The following is a 16,752-nucleotide window of genomic DNA, read 5'->3' as shown; positions in this document are numbered from 1 at the left end:
AGATAACGTTCATTACTATTTAAAATTGCACTTCGTGTAATGGATTCCTATCTTTGAATAAAATTTAACAATGTATTATATTCTTTTCAGTATTATTTGCAGTGTTTTAGTAGGGGTACTTTTCAAAATCGCCCGAAAAAAAAACCTGAGTATTTATCAAATCATAGCTTGGAACTATGTTTTCGCTTTACTTTCTTTGGTTCTATTTTTTAAACCACAACTAAAAACCAACTTTGGTATAGAAACCGCTTTTGTAACTGGAAGTCTTATTTTTCTTTTACCTATTGTATTTGTCTTTCAGGCGAAAGCCATCAAATATTCCGGTATTGTAAAAACAGACATTGCTCAACGTTTGTCCTTATTTATATCCATCTCTTTTTCGTTATTTATTGCCAAAGAAGTGTTCAATGCCTATAAAAATTTAGGTTTAACTCTCGCCTTCATCGCTATCTTTTTTACGTTCTATAGAAAACAAAAAAACGAATCGGATTGGCGAAAAAACTATTTCTTGCTATTGGTTTTATTCGGATTTGGGATTATAGACATCTTATTCAAAAAGGTGGCTACCATTGGAGAACTACAATTCACAGAATTACTTCTTCTTGTTTTTGGTGGTGCCTTTCTCATTGCAACACTTATTGCCGGCTATTACATTGTGTCCAAAAAGGAAGGCTTTGCCATTCAAAATATGTATTGGGGAATTGCAACCGGACTTCTCAACTTCGGAAATATTTTCTTTTACATAAAAGCACATCAATCCTTGTCCTCGAATCCTTCTACTGTATTTATCGGAATGAATATGGGCGTTATACTATTGGGAAGCTTAATTGGGGTTGCTTATTTTAAAGAAAAACTCTCCCCTCTAAATTATGTTGGAATTGCTTTTTCATTGCTGTCTATCGCTTTAATCGCCTATTCCCAACTACAATAAAAAAAGTCCCAAATTTTGGGACTTTTTTTATTATTTTTTTGCTTTCTCTTTTCTGGATTCATAAGCATGAAGGAAATCGCCTTTGGGTTTCCCTAAATCAAAGGAACTCCATTTTGTTAAAAAGCGGGTGCTCGTTCTTGCTTCATCACGATCCATCCCTTCGTATTCAATTCTGTAAAGCGCCGAATACATTTCAGCACGTCCTACACCATGGTAACAATGAATTAGCACGGGATAGTTTTCAGGCTTGTCCATAATCTCAAAGAAGCGATCCAAATTGTGCTGCTTCGGTACCTGATCTGAACCATTGTTGAAATAGTTCACACCCGGAATTTTCTCAACTGCATTCTTTTCTGCTGTTAACTCTTCGGGAATCTCAGGATTGTTCACATCATCTCCCGTACCTGGGAAACGTAAATCGACAATACTCTTGATTTTGTATTTCTTTACGTAGTCTTCAATTTCATCGGGAGGTATTACACCACTTTTGTAAACTTTTCCTTCCGTAATCGTTTCGAAGTTATGGTTGATATGCATATCGTATACATACTTCCCTACTCCAATAAGGACCACAAAGACAACTAAAATTCCTAATTTCTTTTTCATTTTATTGATAATATAATTTTTGATCGATGATGCGTTCAAAATAGTCTTTCAAGAAAGCTTTACAAGCTTCTCCTGTCTCCAACATTTCGGCATTAGGTTTGGCAATCAGGTTTCTTTCTAAGCCTTTGTCATTGATATCATAATAGCCGGTAACCTTTTTACCATCAAATATACAGATATAATTTCCTCTTTGAAATTGGTATTGGTTTCCGCTGAAATTCACCACAAAAGGTTTGATTTTCGCATCGCCTACCAAGCTTCTTCCCCAACTTCTGAACGGTTTATTATAACCAACCATATCCAAGACCGTTGGGTAAATATCGATTTGCTGCGCCAACTCTTTATGATCGCCTTTTAAACTTCCGTCAGGTTTGTAAATCAAGATTGGTACCGCCTGACGATTGATCACTTTCTCGTATTCCGGATAACCGGTTAAATTACCATGATCGGCAGTAATAATAAAAATCGTATTCTTAAACCAAGGTTGCTTCTTTGCCGACTCAAAAAACTTCTTAAAGGCATAGTCTGTATAGCCAACACATTGATGCATTTTATTGGTTCCTTTCGGGAACTTGCCTTCATACTGTTTTGGTACGATATAAGGTTCGTGTGAGGAAACCGTGAAAATAGTACTGAAAAATGGCTTTTTCTTGGTATCCAATTGTTGTTTCATAAACTGCATGAACGGTTCGTCCCAGATTCCCCATACACCGTCGTGTTCTGCATCATTATTGAATTCGGTTTTCCCGTAATAATGGTCAAAACCTAAAATATTTCCAAACCCTAAGAATCCCATTGAACCATTCGGCGCTCCATGAAAGAATGAAGTATCGTACCCCATTTCTTCCAAGCATGATACTAATGACTGAATCTTCTGTTTTGGATATGGCGAAGAAGTAAAAGCATCTCTAAAGGAAGGAATACCTGAAATTACGGATGACATTCCGTGGATGGACTTACTTCCGTTTGCGAAGGCATTCGAATAAATCCTACTTTGCTGAGCCAAAGAATCCAAAAACGGAGTATAACTCACGTAATTTTTAATGTTTCTATCTTTGTTGAACGCACCCCAATATTCGCGTCCGTAACTTTCTGTGATGAATAATACGATATTCGGAGTCGATTGTGAATTGTTTGTGTATTGCTTAATCGGTTGTATCTCACGCTCCAAAACACCGGCTTGAACCGGGTAGCTTACTTTTTTAAAACTGGTTTTACCGATGGTTCGAATCAAAGAAAAAGGCGTATTCAACACAATATCGGCGTGTTGGGGCTTGGTAACATAACGATTGGCGTCAATCATATTCAAAGGACGCGTACTCTTTTTAAAGTCACCTCTAATTCCTCCCACACAAATTGTAGCAATAGCCAATAAACTCACAGTCGATGTGAAAAAGTACTTTGCATGATGATCTACCGGTTTTTCTTCCACTCGTATCAGTTTGTACAAACGAATCCATACATAAGCGATAATGAAAAACAACAAATACACATGCCAATAACTCACTATAAAACGAAAGAACATATTCCCTTTATTCGACTCGTGCTTTATGATATCCATAATCGCCATTGTCGTTCTGGAATAGGTGTATTTATAATAAATAAAATCGGCAAAATTAGTAGCGTAGGCCACAAAATTGAAGGCAAAATACACATAGAACAATACCCTTTGGTAGTGCTTTTTAGAATTCACCCAAAACGGCAATACCGACAACAAAATAAAGAGACCGTTGACATACAAAATCGATGTAGTATCAAACACCAAACCATGATACGCCAAACGCAAGTATTCTGAAATCGAATCGACTTTCAGGTAAGAGAAATTATAGAAAAAAAACAATAATCGCGCAATTGAGTAAAACAAATACGCTAAAAAGATTCTATAAATTAGGACTTTATATTCCTGAGTTCTAAAAAATTTAGTCATTGAGAATGCATTTTCGAACAGCAAAAGTAGAGGATAAAACCATATCTTACTACATTTTTAAAAAATTATAACTTTTTTGTTATCAAATAGCCGTTATCTTTGTAGACTAAATCGTTGTAGTGTATGGAAGAATGTATTTCGGTATTTGATATGTTAAAAATTGGTGTTGGACCTTCAAGTTCACACACTTTGGGACCTTGGCGTGCCGCAGAACGATTTTTAATCGAACTCAAAGACCTCAACCTACTTGAACAAACCACACAAGTAAAGGTGGATTTGTACGGTTCATTGTCCTTAACAGGTGTGGGACACGCTACTGATTTGGCTGTAATGCTGGGACTGAGCGGACAAGATCCCGAGTACATTCCCGTACAGGATATTGATGGTATTATCAAAAACATTAAGAACAGCCATAAACTACAACTCAACAATCAATTCACAATTGATTTTGATATTGAAAAAGATATCGTTTTCAATAAAAATTTTCTTCCCTTTCACGCCAATGGTTTAACATTTACCGCCTATCACGATAAGGGTTCTTACGAATCCACTTTTTATTCTATCGGTGGCGGATTTGTTGTGAAGGAGGAAACAACCTCAGCCAAATCGGAAATCAAATGTGCTTTCCCTTATCCTATTACTTTAGCGTCTGAATTATTGGAGTATTGTCAGCAACAAAACCGTAAAATATCGGAAATTGTGTACGACAACGAAAAATCGATGCGTTCAGAAGAAGAAGTGCATAACGAACTCCTTCGTGTATGGCATACCATGTTGGAATGCATGTATATTGGCTGTCATAGTGAAGGCATACTACCCGGTGGATTGAACGTTCGTCGTCGCGCTTTTGACATGCACCAAAACTTGATTGGCTTGGCTAACTATAATTCGCCTCAGGAATGGCTGGAAACCATTCGTAAAACTGAAGTGAAATTCCGTCAGATTCTAAAATGGGTAAGCTGTTTTGCGTTAGCGGTGAACGAAGTTAATGCTTCTTTAGGACGTGTGGTTACTGCACCAACAAATGGAAGTGCCGGTGTAATTCCAGCGGTTTTAATGTATTATATGGTGATTGAAAACCATACTGCCGATGACAAGCAAATCAAACAGTTTTTAATGGTAGCCGGAGAAATTGGAAGTATCTTCAAGAAAGGAGCAACTATATCTGCTGCAATGGGCGGATGCCAAGCAGAAATTGGGGTATCTTCAGCCATGGCTGCAGCTGCACTTTGCGAAGTAATGGGCGGAACTCCGGAACAGGTTTTAATGGCTGCCGAGATTGCTATGGAACATCATTTGGGATTAACCTGTGACCCAATCGGTGGTTTAGTACAAATACCGTGTATCGAGAGAAACACTATGGGAGCAATCAAGGCAATAAACGCTGCTGAATTGGCTTTGGAAACCGATCCTAAAAACGCAAAAGTCCCTCTGGACAAAGTAGTCAATACGATGTGGCAAACCGCCAAAGACATGAACAATAAATACAAAGAAACTTCAGAAGGTGGACTTGCAGTAGCAGTTAACATGGCCGATTGTTAATGGTAAAAACGCGGTTGACTTACTTCTGTTGTATCCTTTTCATTATTGTATTAGGTATTGCATCAAGAGCATTCGGTAGTATTCCTTTATTTGTGGGCGATGTTTTGTATGCGGTCATGATGTATTGCATCGTAGGCTTTCTTTTACCGAATAAGAAGTATTCATACATTTTCAGTATCGCTCTCCTACTCTGCTTTGCTATCGAATTCCAGCAGACTTTACAGTATGAATGGTTGGTTACTTTACGTCTAACCTTACCCGGTAAGTATATACTTGGACAAGGGTTTCTTTGGAGTGATTTAATTTATTACTCGTTAGGTACAGGTTTAGGATATGTAGCAGATGTTTTTCTTCTGAGAAATTATAAGCTATGACCCGAGCCTCGCCTTAGAAAGAGGCGAACAGAGCGAAGCTAATTATGTGTTATGAATTAGTAGTAATTAGTCCATAGTACTTAGTCCTTAGTGCTGTTTAAAGATAAATTAGTTCACATTACTTAGTAACTAGTTCACCAAACTTTATTAGTAGTTCTCATTACTTAGTAAGTAGTTCACCAAACTTAATTAGTAGTTCTCGTTACTTAATAACTAGTTCACCAAACTTAATTAGTAGTTCTCGTTACTTAATAACTAGTTCACCAAACTTAATTAGTAGTTCACGTTACTTAATAACTAGTTCACATCTTTTAGTTTATAGTTCACGTTACTTAATAACTAGTTCACATCTTTAAGTTTATAGTTCACGTTACTTAATAACTAGTTCACAACTTTTAGTTTATAGTTCACGTTACTTAATAACTAGTTCTCATCTTTTAGTTTATAGTTCACGTTACTTAATAACTAGTTCTCATTTTGACATAAAACACAAAAGCACCAAAGCAGCTTGTTTTGCTCCTTTGATGCCTTTTGTTACTATCTAACTTTATAAAGTGTCTTCTTCGAAATTAGAATTCGAAGCTCATGGTAGTGGTAACCGAGAAGTTGTCTTTCTTAGTACCTAAGTCGAACAATGATTCCGTTGCACGGTACCATTTTCCTTCGGTTCTGATTTTCATTCTAGAATTCGGAAGAAAGTCAAAGTTCAATGAATTCCCTAGAGTTTCGAAAGGCACACCTGCAGCCACTATCACGTTATCTTTATCTTGGAAGTATTCAATACGATGTGCCATTTGCCACTTGTCAGAAAGTGTAAACTGGTTAATCAACGTTGGTGTCCACCATGTTTTGTATTCTTGACCTTCCGCTGCGATATCCTGAGCACCGAAGTCAAATCCTAAGATAGTTCTCCACTTAGCACTCCATGCTTTGTCCCAGTACAAATCACTGAAATAACGCATACCGAAAACAGTACCGTAGGCTTCTTTACCCGCAAAAGTACTCCAGTTTAGCGTTGAAGTTTCGTTGGCTTTATACACCAATTGCGTTCCGAATGCCGGTGCTAATTTTTTATCTACTTTATTGATACGTTGCCAACCATTGGTTAACAAAATCGATCCTGATAATTGATCAGAAAACTGATGGTTTAATTTTACACCAGTCATAAAATACGGAGATGCTTCCGCAGAAATTGAACGAGTTGCCGTTAAATTCGAGTGTGAAGTTGCCGTTTCAAATCCAATATAACTCGGTAGAATACCTGCTTCTAAAGCTGTTTTTTGTGACTTATTCAGATACACTCCAACGTATGCTTCATTCAACAATTTCAAATCTTCTGATGCATAATTTTCATCCACATAGGTTCCGGCATGTACCGAAAGTTTAGCATATACATTCTCATAGCTAACAGACGCTCTTAATAAAGCCATATTAATATTGAATTCATTTTGGCGATTGTAGCTGTACGAAAACGGCAATTTAACTTTGGTAACCGGTTCACTAAAATCATAGGAATAATAGGTATCGATGTAACCAGAGATTTCAATTTTAGGTTTCGAGGTTTGTGTAGTGTCTTGTGAAAAAAGACGTTCAGTAAAGAAAAAAGAACTTAAACTGAATAGAACGGGGATTAATTTTATTTTCATTTTGCAAAAGTAAATTTATTTTCTATTTAAGTCAACATTTGAAACCGGCGAATAAATCATGGGAACATTCTCGATGGACACATCGCTTTTATCTAATCCGAACGCCTTTTCATCAGAGATGGACAAACGTTTCAGCCAGAAGTAGGAAGTCAACAACCAACCGTCTTTGAATTCGAAGTCATTCTCAACAGATAAGAACTTTTCGATAATGATAAATTTAAAATCGGGTTCAGCATTGTACTTTGTGGAGCCGTCAGGACGAATGTGGAGGTTGAGTTCTTTTTTGCTTACCAAATCCTGCACAATTTTCTTAAAGTAAAGCTCAACTTTAGGCTGTACACGGAAACCGACATTCAATATGACTTTAATTACTTTGTCATCCAGAATTTCAACCACTTCATAGTTCAGTGTAAAAGGTTCATTGGTTCTATTAATATGGAGGAACCAGTACACATCGGCTCTTTTCGGTTGTTTCGCAAATATGGAATTGATGATTTTCTCTTCTATTTCATACGTTCTGTCTGCTTTGGACAAATAAATTAGATGCGTAGAATACTTCGGAATCGAATCGTCTTCACTCAGCTCCTTTAGTAATGGCGTTTGCTCCATCAAATTGGTAAACTTCAGGAAACGGTTATTGATTTTTCGGGAGTAATACCAAACATACATTACCATGAAGATGAAAAGTTCAAAGAACAAGAACATCCATCGTTCTTTGATTTTAACTACGTTCGCAATAAAGAAAGAAACTTCAATCACTGCAAAAACAAAAAGCATTACAGCCACCCAGCCCATTTTCATCTTTTTAATGAATACCAGATAATACGACAAGAGCAAAGTAGTCATCAACATGGCAATAGTGATAGAGAAACCATAGGCCGCTTCCATGTGTGCCGAATTCTTAAAATACAAAATCATTAATACGCAACCAATCCAAAGGATAGTATTGACAGAAGGAATGTAGATTTGCCCTTTTAAATTGGTTGGGTTTTTAAGCGCCACCCTTGGCCAAAAGTTCAATGATATTGCTTCATTGATTAATGTAAACGAACCACTTATCAATGCCTGTGATGCAATAATTGCCGCCACTGTTGCAATACAAATTCCGATTAACAAAAACCATTGCGGCATGATTTCATAAAATGGATTCTGACCATTTAAAAAATCACTGCCTTGGTGCATCAACCAAGCGCCTTGACCCAAATAGTTGGTCAGTAAAGCAATTTTAACGAAGATCCAGGTGATACGAATGTTCTCTTTACCACAATGCCCAAGATCAGAATACAACGCTTCGGCGCCAGTTGTACATAAAAACACTGCACCCAATAACCAGAACCCCTGAGGATACTCTACTAATAGCTTATAAGCATATATTGGATTCAATGCTTTCAGTATATCCGGATGATGCACAATTTGAGAAACGCCCAATACCATCAACATGGTGAACCAAACCACCATAGCCGGGCCAAAAAAGTAACCTACTTTTTGCGTACCAAATCGCTGAAAGAGAAATAATCCGGAAAGAATCATAATTACAATTGGAATAGTAGGCAAATTAGGAACGATAGCTTCCAAACCTTCTACTGCAGAGGCAACAGAAATGGGCGGGGTTATAATACCGTCGGCTAACAATGTAGTTGCGCCTAAAATGGTGGGAATGATTAATTTCCCTTTTCCGAAACGTCGTACCAAAGCGTACAGAGAGAAAACGCCTCCTTCCCCATTATTATCTGCAGAAAGAGTAAGTAAAACATATTTGAATGTAGTTTGGAAAGTCAGTGTCCAGAAAACACATGATATTCCTCCATATACCAGTAACTCGGTTATTTGACGATCACCAATGATTGATTTCATTACATATAGCGGACTTGTACCTATATCTCCGTAAATAATTCCGAGAGCAACAAGTAGAGAAGCCGCTGAGACTTTTTGAATTGTTTCCTTATTCATTTTTAAAAAGATTAATTAATTTATTGCGTGATTTTTGGTGTGATTTCAAGGCATAGCAAAGCCTGATCACGATGAATTTTATTCGTAATGATTTAGATTATGCAGTAAGTGGAAGGTTGATTATCCTGAGTTAAATCGGTAGCCTACGCCCGATTCGGTGATAATGTATTTCGGACGGTTAGGATCTTTTTCTATTTTCTTTCGGAGTTGCGCCACAAACACTCTAAGGTATTGTGTTTGGTCAGAATAACTCTGTCCCCAGATTTCTTTCAGTAGGTACTGATGGGTTAAAACCCTTCCGTCATTTTTAATTAAAAGTACCAGTAAATTGTATTCCGTTGCGGTGAACTTAATGACTGCTTCATCAATGGTAACCAATCGGGAAGCGTAATCGATGGTTAAATCTCCGATAGTTACTATAGATTGATTGCTATTGTTTGCTTTACCACGCAAAGCTGTTCTGATTCGCGCCAATAGTTCCTGTGTTCGGAAAGGTTTGGTTAAATAATCATTGGCACCATTATCAAGTGCTTTAACGATTTCCTCTTCTGCACTTTTGACGGAGAGAATAATAATTGGGTTTTCGAACCAGCTGCGCAATTGCGTGAGAATATTTTGTCCGTCTTCGTCGGGTAAACCTAAATCGAGTAAAATCAAATCCGGTTGCTGACTGGCAGCCATAATGATACCTTCTTTACCATTAACTGCAAAATGTACTTTATAGTCATTGGCTTCCAAAGAAATCTCCAGCAGTTTTCTGATTTGGATTTCATCATCAATTACTAATATCGAAAAAGCGTTACTCATTTTTTAAAGAATTGATAGGTAAAGAATCTACATTGAATAGTAAAGTAAACACTGCTCCGCCATCTTCTGCATTATGCAAAGAAATCGTTCCGTTTTGTGCCTCAACAAATCCTCTAACAATAGACAATCCTAATCCGGTTCCACCTGTTTTTGATTCTTTAAACCTGTAAAACTTATCAAAAGCCCTGTCTATTTCCCCATTAGGAAAACCATAACCATCATCAGAAATAGTAATGATGCATTGTTTGATCATTTCAATATGAATATCATAATCAACATCCACATCATATTCTACTTTGATTTTTACGGTTGCACCCTTTGGTGTATGTTGTGAGAAGTTGAACACTAAGTTATGAATAATTTGTTCCATCAATCCATAATCCAATTTAAACAAAGGCAGATTCTCATCAATTACATAAACCACCTTATGCTCTTTCAAATCATCGGACAAACGCTCACAAACTCCGTAAATAATTTCGCGTACATCACACCAGTCCATCTTCGGATGAATATAACCCGATTCCAGTCGGGACATGTTTAACAAGTTTTCAACCTGGTAATTCAGTTTCATGGAAGCCTTTTCAATTTCATGATGCAATTTATCCTGCATTTCCTCCGGTAAACGAACATCCTTTTGTTGTAAAGTATCTATTGAGCCAATAATAGCCGCAATTGGAGTGCGTAATTCATGAGAAAGCGAATCGAGTAATGTATTGTATAATTTTAAAGTACTGATTCTCGTTTCCTTGATTTGAATAGCGCGTTGCATTCTCTTGAACTTGTTCGTCAGCACCGCATTAATCAATACGATAATAAAGAAAAGAATTAACAGAAAAGTATCTTCTGCGTTGTCAATGTGTAAAGTGTAGTACGGTTTAATGAATAAAAAATTCAAAGCAAGAGCGCTTAAGATTGCACCCATAAGAACTGGTTTCAATTCAAAGAAAATAGCTTGAAAAGAAACCAGAACAAGAAGGATATACCCTATAATTTTATACTCTATTACATCTCTAATGAAAAGACATAATAAAGAGACAGCCACAACCGATAGAATGCTCATTGCATATTGGTTAAGATCTGTCTTTTGAAATAACTTGTCCATTAATGTTAATTTTTGACAAAGTTACGTCGATAGTTGTAAGTAAAATATAATATATCCGAGAAGAGATATAAAGATTTTATAAAGATTTGGAATTACTTTCTTCTAGTATCAATAAGATGAATGATTTTCCAAGTATTGTTTTCTTTGAATAAGGTAAAAGCATTAACTCCTTTGTGACTTAGTTTACCGTTCAAATAAAACTCATAAGGAGTCCAGGCATGCGCCATAGCACCATCTACTTGGATAGAATAGCCTAAAATACGTTCTTCAAATTGTAAATCTTTTGGGAATGAGGCAAAGGATTTGATGAATTCGGCTGCTTTCTCGTCTACTAATTTAATACCCGCTTTTCCTTCAATGATCGATTGCAAAGCCATTCGGTCATGGCAAGTTGATTTAATTTTAGTAGTGTCTTTGGCGTGGAAACCAATAAAAAAGTCTTTGATAGTATTTTCCACTTCGTTTTGTTGTGCCTGAGTACTTATCGTAAAACAGAACGCTAACAGTAAAATAAATTGTTTCATATTGATTGATTTTATTAGCATAAGTAGCAATTGTAACAAAATTGTTACGGTATTTTATATTTTGTACTAATTTTACATCTCAAACAAAAAACAAGAGTTATGTCTACAGCTAAAAAAGATTATAAAAGAATTACCACTAAATCCTTAATTGATATGAAAGCCAACGGCGAGAAAATATCAATGTTGACTGCTTATGATTATACCATGGCAAAGATTGTTGATTCTGCAGGTGTAGATGTAATTCTAGTGGGTGATTCAGCCAGTAATGTAATGGCAGGTCATGAGACCACCTTACCTATTACTTTGGATCAGATGATTTACCATGCATCATCTGTGGTTCGTGCTGCAGAAAGAGCTTTAATCGTAGTTGATTTACCTTTCGGTTCGTACCAATCGGATTCTAAAGAAGCCTTACGTTCGGCTATCCGTGTGATGAAAGAAAGTGGCGGTCATGCTGTAAAGTTGGAGGGAGGTAAAGAAATCAAAGAATCGATCAAGAAGATACTACAAGCCGGAATTCCTGTGATGGGTCATTTAGGATTAACACCACAGTCTATTTATAAATTCGGAACGTACACTGTTCGCGCCAAAGAAGATGCGGAAGCAGACAAATTAATTGAAGATGCTCAATTATTGGAAAAAATTGGATGCTTTGCATTGGTATTAGAGAAGATTCCTGCTGCATTAGCGCAAAAAGTTGCCGAAAGCATCTCGATTCCAGTAATTGGGATTGGTGCCGGTGGTGGTGTTGACGGTCAGGTTTTAGTTTTACATGACATGATTGGAATGACACACGAATTCAGTCCGCGCTTCCTGAGACGTTACATGAACTTGTATGAAGACATGACTACTTCTATCGGGCAATATGTTACTGATGTGAAGTCACAGGATTTCCCTAATGCGAATGAGCAATATTAGTTTAGACTTCTTAGATTTTTAGATTATTAGATTTTTAGATTGCTGGATTATTAGATTTTTAGATATCTATTTTACTTATTAGCCATACAAAAAACATATTATGCACCGATTTAAAGATTTAGAAATTTGGAAGCAAAGCAGAACTTTTTGTTCCGAAATATATACTGCTACTACTTCTTTTCCTTCAGACGAAAAATTTGGATTAACGAATCAATTAAGAAGAGCTTCAGTTTCTATACCATCAAATATTGCTGAAGGTTGTTCAAGATCCTCTAATAAAGATTTTTCAAGATTTTTAGAAATAGCAATTGGTTCTTGTTATGAAATTGAAACTCAACTTTTAATTGCTTATGACTTAGGATTTATTCCGAATGAGGTTTCTGAAAATCTAACACATAAACTAGATAATATTGTAAAAATGATTTCTAAGTTCAGATCCATTCTAACAATCTAAAAATCGAACAATCCAATAATCTAAATGAAAGAAATTTCAAATAAAAATAATTTACAAGTTCTTCACGAAGACAACCATATTATAGTGGTGAACAAGCGTGTAGGCGATATTGTACAAGGTGATAAAACCGGTGATAAGCCTTTATCCGACGTTGTTAAAGAATACATCAAAGCTAAATATGATAAACCTGGAGACGTATTTCTAGGTGTAGTGCATCGTTTGGACCGACCAACAACAGGTATTGTAGTCTTTGCACGTACCAGTAAGGCTTTGACTCGTTTGAATGAGCTATTCAGTAAAAGAGAAACCCAAAAAACCTATTGGGCGGTGGTGAAAAACCAACCTCCAAAAGTGGAAGATAACTTGGTACATTATTTAAAAAGAAATCCGAAGAACAATACTTCCAAAGCACATTTGAAAGAAGTTCCGGAAAGCAAAAAAGCGAGCTTGGATTATAAAATCATTGCAAAGCTGACTAATTATTTTGCTTTGGAAATCAATTTACATACAGGAAGACATCATCAGATACGTTCGCAACTTTCGTTTATTGGTTGTCCGATAAAAGGCGATTTGAAATATGGTTTTGACCGAAGCAATCCTGACGGAGGCATTCATCTTCATGCTAGAAAACTGACATTTGTACATCCTGTATCCAAAGAAAACCTTGAAATAATCGCTCCGGTTCCCGATGATGTGATTTGGAAATCAATATAATTTTTATCTTTAGAAAAAATATTCTTTTATGAGAACTATTCCTTCTGTTTCTGAAAGAAAAGAAGCATTGAAAAAGCTACTTAACAATGTCATCATCCATGAAGAAGAAATTCTGGATGCTTTGCACAAAGACTTCAGAAAACCGCGATTTGAGAGTGTCATTTCGGAAACGGCTTATGTTATTTCCGACATTAAAAATACCATCAAAAACTTAAACTCTTGGGCTAAACCGAAACGGGTTCTACCTTCGATACTCAATTTTCCATCATCGGATTATATTTACACCGAACCCTACGGTAAAGTGCTAATTATTGCTCCGTGGAATTATCCTTTTCAATTGGCAATAGCACCATTAGTTGCTGCAATAGCCGCTGGAAACAGTGTCACATTAAAACCATCGGAACTTACTCCGTATACATCGGCATTGGTTTCTAAAATTGTGAGAGAATCATTCGATGTAAGGCAAGCATTAGTGGTTACTGGTGATTATACGATTGCACAGGATTTGTTACAAAAGCGCTGGGATTATATCTTTTTCACCGGAAGTGTTCCTGTAGGCAAAATTGTAGCCAAAGCTGCCGCAGAACATCTTACACCGGTTACATTGGAACTGGGAGGAAAAAACCCTTGCATTATTGATGAAACCGCAAACCTACCATTAGCAGCTAAAAGAATTGTTTGGGGTAAGTTATTCAATGGAGGACAAACCTGTATTGCTCCCGATTATCTTTTAGTACATTACCGAATCAAACAACGACTGATTCATCATATTATCAAAGAAATTGAAAGCGCTTTGGGAGAAAACCCTGAAGAATCGGAAGATTTAGCAAGAATTGTTAATTTGAAGAACTGGCGTAGACAAGTAAGTTTGATTGAAAACCAGAATATAATTTATGGCGGTCAAAGTAACGAAGAAACATTATACCTGGCTCCTACACTTGTTGACGAACCTTTCTTGGAAAGTGCACTGATGCAAGAAGAAATTTTCGGTCCAATCTTACCGATACGTTCGTATGAGCGTAAAGAAGATATTGCTAAAACTGTCGCACAATACGAAAAACCTTTATCATTATATATCTTCTCGGAAAATAAAGCTTTCATAAAAGAAGTCTTGGAAAAATATGCTTTTGGAGGTGGTTGTGTCAATGACACCTTAATTCATTTTGCCAATAAACGATTGCCGTTTGGTGGTGTTGGGCATTCAGGAATTGGAGCGTATCATGGTAAATTGGGATTTGATACCTTTTCTCATAAAAAATCAGTGATTAAAAAACCCAACTGGATTGATATTCCGCTTCGTTATGCACCATATCAAGGAAAACTAAAAATGATCAAACGAATTTTAAACTGGATATAATTAAAAACAACTATGAGTGAATTTGAAGACTTTGAAAAATTTGAACGAAACCCTAATAAAGCACTTGATATTGGTGTTGCAATCAATGATGCATTTGAAATTTATAAAAAAATAGCACTTCCAGGCGGTATTGCATTACTAATTATTATGATGGTAGTTTTTGTCGTTCTTTTTACTGGAATTGGTTTTTTTGTTGATCTAGAAACGTTATCTGAAGAAATGAAAAATTTTAAACCTGAAAATATATCTTTACAAACTAATTTGATGTATTCGGGTGTACTAACCTTGATTACAGCATTAGTGAGTCCATTCATTGGCGGAATATTAAAAATGGCTCACGATGCAGATCATAATGAAGAAGTAAAAATAAGTTCAATTGGGTATTATGTAAATTCTTCACGTTTTGTACCTATTGTATTAACAGTTACGGTACTAACTTTAGTAAATTCTTTAATCTCAAATTTCTTAACTTATGGTTTTCCAGTAATAGGAAACAAAATAGCTATTCTCATTACTTTTCCAATAGGTATCTTAACATTTATAGCTTTGCCATTAGTATTATTTAATGAGTGTAACTTTTTGAAAGCCATTCAAGACAGTATACGATTAACTGCTCCTAAATTCTTTATTGTATTGGTTTTATTAGTAATAGTTTATATACTTTCGCTAGTTGGATTGATTGCGTTTTGTATTGGTCTGGTATTTACAATGCCGATAATATATGCTATGCAATATGTCATCTATAAAAGTTTAGCAGAATAAAAAATCCCTCTCATTTACTTGAGAGGGATTTTTTTCTAACCCATATTAATATTCACATTACTATATCTTGAAATCAAATATTTACTTCATTAATACAGTACAAAAATAACATTTTATTTTAGTATTGTTATAAAAATATCGACACAAAACCTATAAATCTGTCAAACATCTGATTTCTCATTACTTTCTTACAAACAAAGGGCTGCTTAGAAATAAGCAGCCCTTTGTTTGTGAGTTATGTTATTGTATCGTACTATCGCAATACAAAACTTGATTTCGATACCAATTCTGTTTTATCAAATATATATACGAAATAATTGCCTTCAGAAATATCACTTACTGGTAAATCTTTTTCAACTTTAACTGTTTTATTTTCATACTTCACAGTACTTATAAAACTATACGTTAATGCTTTCTCTCCAAACATTTCAGTTTTCTTATCTCCTAAAACATTATTCTTAGCATCAATTATTTGAACATAATAGGTTTTGTCACCAGACTTGGCAATTTGATTTTCTGCAATCATAAAGCTTACTTTCAAAACGTCTGCTCTACTCGCTTTATCTGTTGCAATTTGTTTACCTGAACTTTTCTGTTTAACAGCAGTAGTCTGTAAGTTCAATACTGATAACTTAGCTCCTTTTTCAATTGTTTTTGTCAAATAGTCATTACGAGAAACTAGCGTATCATTGGCTTTTCTGGAATCATTCAACACTACATTCGTACTGTCTATTTTAGTATTCAGTTTCGTATTTTCTTTCTTAAGTACATCGACCTCTTTCATTAGAGCGGCGATTCGGCTATTCAATTTAGCAGCTTCAGTTTTATATCTAGCTATTGCTCCAGCATCACCCTTCGATCTTTCTACTTCAGCCATTAATTGCTGCACTTTATCTCTTTCCGCAATTAATTCTTCTGATAGTGTTGTATTTGAAGCAATGGCATCATCAAGCGCGGTTTTTGAAGTTTGCAAATCTTTTAGAACATCTGCTTTCTCTGTTTCTAGAAGGGCAATAGTATTCGTATTATCTGTACTTAATTTGTACATGTAAGCTAAGCTTCCCATTAATAATAATGCCAAAATAGCTATAATGGCTTTTAAGCCCGAGTTGCTACTTTTTGGTTTTTCCATGATTAA

Annotated in this window: 16 protein-coding genes; 8 read left to right on the top strand and 8 right to left on the bottom strand. The window is 35.8% G+C overall.

The genetic code is table 11. The features are described from left to right. Nucleotides 1-70: 70 nt before the first annotated feature. A complete protein-coding gene (locus ACFO7M_RS01520; RefSeq protein WP_379733660.1) occupies nucleotides 71-931 on the top strand; it encodes an EamA family transporter in 861 nt (286 codons plus the stop codon). Nucleotides 932-961: 30 nt separating this feature from the next. Here ACFO7M_RS01520 and ACFO7M_RS01515 read toward each other — a convergent pair whose 3' ends face one another. Both ACFO7M_RS01515 and ACFO7M_RS01510 read right to left on the bottom strand, forming a co-directional pair. Continuing rightward, nucleotides 962-1,537: a dual specificity protein phosphatase family protein gene (locus tag ACFO7M_RS01515; RefSeq protein WP_379733658.1), complete on the bottom strand. Its 576-nt coding sequence runs from the start codon at nucleotides 1,535-1,537 to the stop codon at nucleotides 962-964. A 1-nt stretch (nucleotide 1,538) separates the two neighbouring features. Beyond that, the gene (locus ACFO7M_RS01510) at nucleotides 1,539-3,464 is read right to left on the bottom strand and encodes an LTA synthase family protein (protein WP_379713104.1); all 1,926 of its coding nucleotides are present in this window, start codon (nucleotides 3,462-3,464) and stop codon (nucleotides 1,539-1,541) included. A gap of 123 nt (nucleotides 3,465-3,587) precedes the next feature. Here ACFO7M_RS01510 and ACFO7M_RS01505 point away from each other — a divergent pair, with 123 nt between their 5' ends. Continuing rightward, nucleotides 3,588-5,006, top strand: a complete 1,419-nt coding sequence (locus tag ACFO7M_RS01505) for an L-serine ammonia-lyase (protein WP_379733656.1) — start codon at nucleotides 3,588-3,590, stop codon at nucleotides 5,004-5,006. Next, the gene (locus ACFO7M_RS01500) at nucleotides 5,006-5,380 is read left to right on the top strand and encodes a DUF2809 domain-containing protein (protein WP_379733655.1); all 375 of its coding nucleotides are present in this window, start codon (nucleotides 5,006-5,008) and stop codon (nucleotides 5,378-5,380) included. The genes ACFO7M_RS01505 and ACFO7M_RS01500 overlap by 1 nt, the downstream gene beginning before the upstream one ends. A gap of 569 nt (nucleotides 5,381-5,949) precedes the next feature. Here the strand turns inward: ACFO7M_RS01500 and ACFO7M_RS01495 are convergent. The 5 genes from ACFO7M_RS01495 to ACFO7M_RS01475 form a co-directional block, all read right to left on the bottom strand. Further along, a complete protein-coding gene (locus ACFO7M_RS01495; RefSeq protein ID WP_379733653.1) occupies nucleotides 5,950-7,026 on the bottom strand; it encodes an outer membrane beta-barrel protein in 1,077 nt (358 codons plus the stop codon). Between the two features lie 15 nt (nucleotides 7,027-7,041). Continuing rightward, complete coding sequence (locus ACFO7M_RS01490) at nucleotides 7,042-8,976, bottom strand: KUP/HAK/KT family potassium transporter (protein ID WP_379733651.1); 1,935 nt, start codon at nucleotides 8,974-8,976, stop codon at nucleotides 7,042-7,044. A 120-nt stretch (nucleotides 8,977-9,096) separates the two neighbouring features. Further along, on the bottom strand, nucleotides 9,097-9,783 hold the full coding sequence (locus ACFO7M_RS01485) for a response regulator (protein ID WP_379733649.1): 687 nt from the start codon (nucleotides 9,781-9,783) through the stop codon (nucleotides 9,097-9,099). Beyond that, nucleotides 9,776-10,885, bottom strand: coding sequence for a sensor histidine kinase (locus ACFO7M_RS01480; RefSeq protein WP_379733647.1), 1,110 nt, complete (start codon nucleotides 10,883-10,885; stop codon nucleotides 9,776-9,778). Before ACFO7M_RS01480 ends, ACFO7M_RS01485 begins: the two co-directional genes overlap by 8 nt. Nucleotides 10,886-10,977: 92 nt before the next feature. Then, a complete protein-coding gene (locus ACFO7M_RS01475; protein WP_379733645.1) occupies nucleotides 10,978-11,409 on the bottom strand; it encodes a nuclear transport factor 2 family protein in 432 nt (143 codons plus the stop codon). 99 nt (nucleotides 11,410-11,508) lie between these two features. Here ACFO7M_RS01475 and panB point away from each other — a divergent pair, with 99 nt between their 5' ends. The 5 genes from panB (at nucleotide 11,509) to ACFO7M_RS01450 (ending at nucleotide 15,614) form a co-directional block, all read left to right on the top strand. Next, the gene (gene panB, locus ACFO7M_RS01470; protein WP_379733643.1) at nucleotides 11,509-12,327 is read left to right on the top strand and encodes a 3-methyl-2-oxobutanoate hydroxymethyltransferase; all 819 of its coding nucleotides are present in this window, start codon (nucleotides 11,509-11,511) and stop codon (nucleotides 12,325-12,327) included. A gap of 100 nt (nucleotides 12,328-12,427) precedes the next feature. Further along, nucleotides 12,428-12,781 carry a four helix bundle protein gene (locus ACFO7M_RS01465; protein WP_379733641.1) on the top strand — a complete coding sequence of 118 codons (354 nt, stop codon included), beginning with the start codon at nucleotides 12,428-12,430 and terminating at the stop codon, nucleotides 12,779-12,781. Between the two features lie 24 nt (nucleotides 12,782-12,805). Next, entirely contained in the window at nucleotides 12,806-13,495 is a 690-nt protein-coding gene (locus ACFO7M_RS01460; RefSeq protein WP_379733639.1) for an RluA family pseudouridine synthase, read from the top strand. Nucleotides 13,496-13,523: 28 nt separating this feature from the next. Continuing rightward, on the top strand, nucleotides 13,524-14,852 hold the full coding sequence (locus tag ACFO7M_RS01455) for an aldehyde dehydrogenase (RefSeq protein WP_379713126.1): 1,329 nt from the start codon (nucleotides 13,524-13,526) through the stop codon (nucleotides 14,850-14,852). A gap of 12 nt (nucleotides 14,853-14,864) precedes the next feature. Then, nucleotides 14,865-15,614: a hypothetical protein gene (locus tag ACFO7M_RS01450; RefSeq protein WP_379733637.1), complete on the top strand. Its 750-nt coding sequence runs from the start codon at nucleotides 14,865-14,867 to the stop codon at nucleotides 15,612-15,614. A gap of 253 nt (nucleotides 15,615-15,867) precedes the next feature. On the opposite strand, the gene ACFO7M_RS01445 is transcribed toward ACFO7M_RS01450, so the two are convergent. After that, the gene (locus ACFO7M_RS01445) at nucleotides 15,868-16,746 is read right to left on the bottom strand and encodes a hypothetical protein (RefSeq protein ID WP_379713130.1); all 879 of its coding nucleotides are present in this window, start codon (nucleotides 16,744-16,746) and stop codon (nucleotides 15,868-15,870) included. Nucleotides 16,747-16,752: the final 6 nt, after the last annotated feature.

Source organism: Flavobacterium sp. GCM10023249 (genome assembly GCF_042653365.1).
Lineage (GTDB): Bacteria > Bacteroidota > Bacteroidia > Flavobacteriales > Flavobacteriaceae > Flavobacterium.
The sequence above is the reverse complement of the archived record's forward strand: the minus strand, read 5'-3'. Positions and strand labels throughout refer to the sequence as shown.